The organism is Bacteroides sp. 1_1_30 (genome assembly GCF_020982715.1).
GTDB classification, from domain to species: Bacteria; Bacteroidota; Bacteroidia; order Bacteroidales; family Bacteroidaceae; genus Bacteroides; species Bacteroides xylanisolvens.
On record NZ_JAJKHN010000155.1, the window covers coordinates 1 to 6,032 of the forward strand.

Sequence of the window (6,032 nt, forward strand, 5' to 3'; positions counted from 1 at the left end):
AGCAGACCGAAGTTGAAGCCGATTGCGAACGCATCCTCGTGCCATACCAGCTCCTTGATTTTGGCTGCACCGATAATTTTCAGCGGGTCGTTCTCACCGAAGGCACGGGTCAGCTGCAACGAGTGGAGAACGTCCGCATCCACCACACCGCTGTCGGCCTGCACGCCGTTACTGGTAGACAGCTGCACACGGTACGGGATGGTCAGCCGGTACTGCATCGGCTTCAATTTGTATGCTTTGTCCAGCGATGCCGTACTCTGGTAGAACTGGGCACCCAACGTGGATACATAGCCATACTCCACCTGCTTCAGGTCGTACCGGCGTTGGATGAAGTAGTTCCGGTGCGCTTTCAATGAACCCTTCAAACCGTAAATCTGCGGATAGGTCTGTTTCGCGCCGTCCGCACCCACCGGCATCTCGTTCAAGAACGGGTAGATATATTTGAAGATACCGGACTTGTTGTACAGGCGCGAGCACCACTTCTTCATCTGTTCGGTGTCAAAATGGTCAACGGCCTTCTGGATGCTGAAGGCGCTCATGAAGCTGGTACCGCCGTTCACGCCCTTGGTCATCACTTCCTCCAGCAGATTGCCCATGTTGCCCAGTATCAGGTTCCACAGCCAGCTGTTGTGTCCCTGCATCACGTAGGCACCGTCGCGCTTCGTCTGCCGGTTGTCGTCATACTTCCCGGTCAGGAACGACTTGTTGTCCGAACCCAGCTGACAGTCCCCGTCGTAATAGGTTATCCACCACATCACGCCATCCCACGTCCGCACCAGCATGTTTTTCGCCAGCTGGTCAACGCCCAGGTTGAACTGCACATACAGGTAGTAGGCAGCCAGGTTGGGCAGGTTGAAATACTTCCCGGCTTCCTGCTTGAAGGTCGGGCTTGTCCATTTGGCCGTCGGGAACTTGTTTCCGTCATCCTCATAGTCCACCCCGTCAAACGTGTGCGATTCCTTGTTATAGGTCAGATTCTTGCCGGCAGGAGTTTCCTTCACGCATCTGTACAGGAAGCTCATCATGCGGTCAAGGGCCTTGTACATCTTGTCGTACTTGTCACCGGTGTCCAGGTGTTCCTTGATGTTCGGTTCTTCTTCGGCATCACCTCCGCCATCGTTCCAGAACACGTCTTTCGGATGGTTGAACTCGAAACCGCCGTCAAAGTTGAAATCCATGAAGTCCGTATGGTCGGGCTCCGTGGACGGCAGCCAGCGGAACAGGCACAGGTCATTCGAGTTGTTCAGCGTCTCGATGCAGATGGGCAGGTATTCCTTCGGCCGGTCGCCGTTCGCCTGCAGGTAGTTCAGGGTGTCGCCGGTTCCCCATTGCTCGCCGCCGATAGTCTTGTCCTGACCGAATATCGGGTAGCTGTCGCTCTTCTCGTTGTTCATGTTATACTGGCCGTAATAGGTCAGATCCTCATCCACGCTCTTGGCCACAAACAGGTCACAGGGCAAGCCGTCAATGGCCGAGCGTATATCTTCCTTGCACGTATCTGCATGGTCGGCGGCATACTGTTGGGCAGGGGTCAGGATTCCCATTTCCTTCATGCCGTCATGAATGAACTTCGCACCGCCCGTGTTGGTCGTCATGGAGGAGTCGGAAAAGTCACATTTCGCACAGGCAAGTTTCGCGCCCACCGAGTTGCCCCGCAACCGGAACAGGTTCTTCTTGCCCTCCGTAGCTGTCGGATTGCTCTGCTGCCCGTTGCCGTCTATCTCGCCGTAGGTCATCCGTGCCGTGTAACCGCTGGCTGTCTTCTGGAAATAGAAGCGCAGGTTCTTGCGGGCATAGTTCACCGAGCTGGTTCCCTGAATGCGCAGATATATGTCACGGGCTATCCAGTCCAGCGCCCGGTTCTCGCCGTTGTAGAATCTCACTTCCCGGCACAGCTTGTTGGCCTTCTTGTTATTCAGCTGGGCCAGCGCATCCATCACGTTCAGCGTGTCGCTCTCGCTCGGCACCTCACTGCCCACGCTGCCCGTACCTATCAGTACCAGGATCGAGTTCCGGCGCTTCTTCATCAGTCCCATCAGCTTCTCCATGCTCACCGTGTCCCCCTCGTTCAGCACGCGGTTGTCCTCATCCAGCGAGCGCACGCCCGGTTCCCCGTCGGCATCTTCCAGGTGGTTGCGGTCCACGATGTAGTTGTTCAGCACCTCGTCCGAGGTCAGCGCCTTGTTGTAGATGCGCACGCTCTTCACGTTCAGGTCGGCACCCGTTGACTTGAACTCCAGCTGGCTCCGGATGTTGAAGTTCACCTTGTCCAGCCACTTCGAGGCGGCACTTTCCTCACCGTTGACATAGAAGCCGATCAGCGTGCGCTGTTCGTTCGTCTGCACGTTCGGGTAGAACACATAGGTAATGCGGATGTTCGTGCCCGGCTGGAACTTCGTACCCACCGAGTCCTCATAGCGCAGCACCTGTCCGGCATCCATCGCCTCGGTCACCACACCGGTCAGGAACTTGGCCTCTTCCGGGGTCACAATCAGCCCGTACCGGTTGCCGTTGTCCAGCTGCCCCAGGCAGGTGATCAGCTCCGCATTCGTGTCCGTCACGTTGGCCGTGCTGTATTCTATCTCAAGTGTCATGCCCACATCACGAATAGCAAAGCCTTCGGGTTTGTCCGCCTCGTTGAAGGGGCGGTACCCACCGTCAGCGGTCAGGGTCATACCTGCACCACCGGCCAGCAGCAGGCGGTCCTTGTGCCAGCCGCTACCGGCACCGTATTCGTTCACGCTCCACAGCACGTCCCGGAACTCCATGCGCTTGTCACCGCTCACCCAGCTTGCCGGGTTGTTTTCCGTGTTGCTTCGCCCGAAGGCGTCAAACGTACACACGGCATCCGGGGCCAGGGTGGCTTCAATGTCGGGGTGCGATGCGGTGTTCACCTGCACCTCAAGCACGGCATCACCGCACGACACGCGGTAGTCCAGCGGTTCCACGTTCACGTTGGTCCGTCCGTAGCTGCCGGTCTCACCGCGTTGCAGCAGGTCTTCCTTCACCACGCTGCCCCGGTCGGTCACTTTCACACGGGCCGTGTACGCATCGCGGTCATAGCCGGCATACGTGAAGTTCCATGCCGTAAACTGTTCCGCCTCCAGTACCGGGCGTTTCCAGTCGCTCTGGAACCCTGCCGCCCGGTGGCTGAACATCAGGCCGGCATAGGCAGTCACCCCGCCGCCTGCCTTCAGTAGCGTAATGTAATGCACCCGGCTCACCACACCGGAGTTCTCATGCTGCGCATAGGCTTCCACCACGTTCGTACCTTCCTGCATCTGCGTCAGCGGGATGGTCACGTTCTTCTGCTGCACCCCGCTGCCGGCCGAAAGACCGAGGGTAAAGGCCTGTCCGCCGTTCACGCGGTAGTAGATGTTCTTCTCCCCGCTCGTGCCCTTGGCAGTAAAGGGGATGTTCACGTCATTTTTATATCCCCCGTCGGCCAGCCCGTTGCCCGCCGAGTAGGTTGTCTCCAGCTCCATGGCCACCATGGTCACCTTGGCCGTGGCCGTTTTCATCAGCGTGCCGCCCTGGTAGGTAGCCTGCGCCTCCACCTGCACGGTATAGGCGGTTGCATCCTTCAGGTAGGGCGAAGCGTCAAAGGTATAGCTCTGTCCGGCTGTCACACCCACAAACTCCGCATCCCGGAACTCACTGATCACGGTCGAACCGCGCTTCACAATCACGCGGGCTTTTAGGTCGCTGTAGCCGTCCACCGTACCGCCACCGGCAGTACCCACACCCACGGAGTATTTCACCACAAAGCCGCTGCCCAGTGCCAGATACTGCGAGGCGGGAAGTCCCGCACCGCCGCTGTCCGTCAGGTCGATGTTCACCACCACCTTGTCGTCATCCGTGTACTTGGAAAAGCGCACTTCCTTCGAGCTCTCGCCGCCCTGGTTGTCCTTCTGCTTGACGGTCATCACGTACTGGGTGCCGTCCTCGCTGTCCTGCACATCCACGTCCGTCACCGTACCCACCATCGCATCGAACACCGTTCCGGATGTAGGGGGCTTCGTCTCGCCGCTCACCAGTTCCTCGGTAGGGGTACGGTTTGACAGTTCCTTCTTCAGGAACGCTTCGATGTCATCGCCTGCATAGGCATGATAGGTGCCGTCCGGCTGTTTCTGGTTCCATGGTGTTTCAAGATTCATCGGATGTTCAGTCGCGTTGATGATTCCGCTTATTTTCCTTTTTGCCATAATACTGTCCTTTTATAATAATCATTCATTTATCAGTTTTACTGCTACCGTTCCATGCGTCCGATCCGTTCCACGGCTCGTCGCCTTTCCAGTATCCAAGTCCGAAACAGCTGCTTATCGCAGACCATACCAGTCTTGCCCCGGCATAGACAGCCGACAGGGAACGTTTCCCCACATACGCAGCCGTTATTTCCTTACCGCCTATGGTTATCATCGTCAATCCTCCTCATAAATCAGATACAGCGTATTCGCATCCTTGTCCTGCAGTGCCTCGTAAGCTTCCCCGCTCATCACCTCATGCCGGTAGGCCAGCAGTCTCAGGCCGCCTCCCGTTCCGGTATATACGGCATCGCCCAACAGGTAGAGCTTGTCCGGCAGGATGGCTGTCCGGTCAGCATTCATGAACATGCCGGCAGGAGGCACACCCGCCACGTCCCAGTCCCCGTACAGGGTGGAATCCATGTGGTAGGCGAACTTCCCGGCATCCGCCACATACACCACGCTGCCGCCCGGTTTGGTACTCTTGTCAGGTAAAACGTTGCCTGTTTCCATCCATGAGGAAAAGCGTGCGGTAGCTCCGCCGACGGCTGCTGCAGTAGTCTGTTCCACCTTGGCAGCGGCATTTTCCGCCTTGGCTGCCGCTTCGTTGGCCTTGGTGGCCGCTTCTGTCGCGGCCTGGGTCTTTTCCTCCAGTCCGGCTACGGCTCCTTCCGCCTTCTTGGCGGCAGCCTCGGCACGGGCGGCGGCATCGTTCGCAGGCTTCCCTATCAGTTCCAGGGGTACGTTCACCATCTTGCCGTCCTTCTCGCCGGGCAGTGATTTCACACCGCTCAGCGAGGTGACGGTCTCCAGGTCCTCCACGCCGGTCGAACTCTGGAGTACCTGGTTCAGCACTTCCTGAACCAGTTCTTCTTGTGTCATTTCTGCCATACTCATTCGTTTTTATCGGTTTCTGACCCGCCCAGGATTTCGTTCAGGGCATCTATCACATTGGGAAGACAATAGCGTTCCACCGCCATGCGTATCATCCCGGTTTCCTCATCGCTGAACCCGGTCTCGCCGGTACTCTCGAAAATCTTGAACGCAAGCCGATGGGCCTTGATGCCACTGACACGCGTATACAGCAAATCGGCTATCTGCTCGCGTGCGTCGAAAACCTCCCTCGTCTGACGGGTTATTCCGGTGGGGACACTGAAATTCCTGAAATCTAACTTTTTCATATATTCTGCTTTTATAATGAATGATTCAATATCTGGTAACGGAAACCGTCCGCCTTGGTTATAAGCACCATCACGGAGTCCCCGGAGGCCATCTTGTAATCCTGCATATCCTCGTTGTGGTTATAAATTCCTTTTAGTATTATATCCTTTGAACCAGGTCTGACACGAAGTGTGACCTCTGCGGCAAAATCGGACGGCAAATAGCGGAGACCGAACTGGGATGCGACAGAACTCTCCGACGGTAGGGTCACTTCCACAGCATTATAATTCGGTTGGTTGTAATACATGAGGATAATGTTATGCTGCGAAAAATCGACCGTGTAGTTTCCACTTCCGAAAGTAAGCAGCTTGGCTTTCGTATTGATAAACGCCGGGGCAAGTAATGCCGCATTGCTGCTGATACCGTAGTTCTTCGTACCGCCGGTAACATCTATAAACAATCCATAGTTCGCCTGGTCGAAGCCGTAATTCCCGTATATATTGGGGGCTGAGTTCACGATACGACCGACAGCGGTAAAAGCCCCTCCTGCAGAAGACGGTATCACATCATCACCGAACATCACATATCCTTTGCTGCCGCCGACACGGAAAAAATCATCATAAATGG

At 56.5% G+C, this 6,032-nt stretch carries 3 protein-coding genes and 2 pseudogenes; all 5 read right to left on the reverse strand.

Going from position 1 to position 6,032, the window contains the following annotated elements; all coding sequences use genetic code 11:
* Window positions 1-4,205: pseudogene (locus tag LPH68_RS25250) on the reverse strand (hypothetical protein); the annotation flags it as partial.
* Window positions 4,206-4,230: 25 nt separating this feature from the next.
* Window positions 4,231-4,419, reverse strand: coding sequence for an MFS transporter (locus LPH68_RS25255; protein WP_149946777.1), 189 nt, complete (start codon window positions 4,417-4,419; stop codon window positions 4,231-4,233).
* Between the two features lie 2 nt (window positions 4,420-4,421).
* On the reverse strand, window positions 4,422-5,141 hold the full coding sequence (locus LPH68_RS25260) for a hypothetical protein (protein ID WP_370638811.1): 720 nt from the start codon (window positions 5,139-5,141) through the stop codon (window positions 4,422-4,424).
* On the reverse strand, window positions 5,138-5,425 hold the full coding sequence (locus LPH68_RS25265; RefSeq protein ID WP_230297215.1) for a hypothetical protein: 288 nt from the start codon (window positions 5,423-5,425) through the stop codon (window positions 5,138-5,140). Before LPH68_RS25265 ends, LPH68_RS25260 begins: the two co-directional genes overlap by 4 nt.
* Window positions 5,426-5,436: 11 nt before the next feature.
* Window positions 5,437-6,032 (reverse strand): annotated as a pseudogene (locus tag LPH68_RS25270) (hypothetical protein); the annotation flags it as partial.

Bases quoted from the DNA above. Each gene is read 5' to 3' on its own strand.
- LPH68_RS25255 (WP_149946777.1), bottom strand. From the start codon at position 4,419: ATGATAACCATAGGCGGTAAGGAAATAACGGCTGCGTATGTGGGGAAA.
- LPH68_RS25265 (WP_230297215.1), bottom strand. From the start codon at position 5,425: ATGAAAAAGTTAGATTTCAGGAATTTCAGTGTCCCCACCGGAATAACC.
- LPH68_RS25260 (WP_370638811.1), bottom strand. From the start codon at position 5,141: ATGAGTATGGCAGAAATGACACAAGAAGAACTGGTTCAGGAAGTGCTG.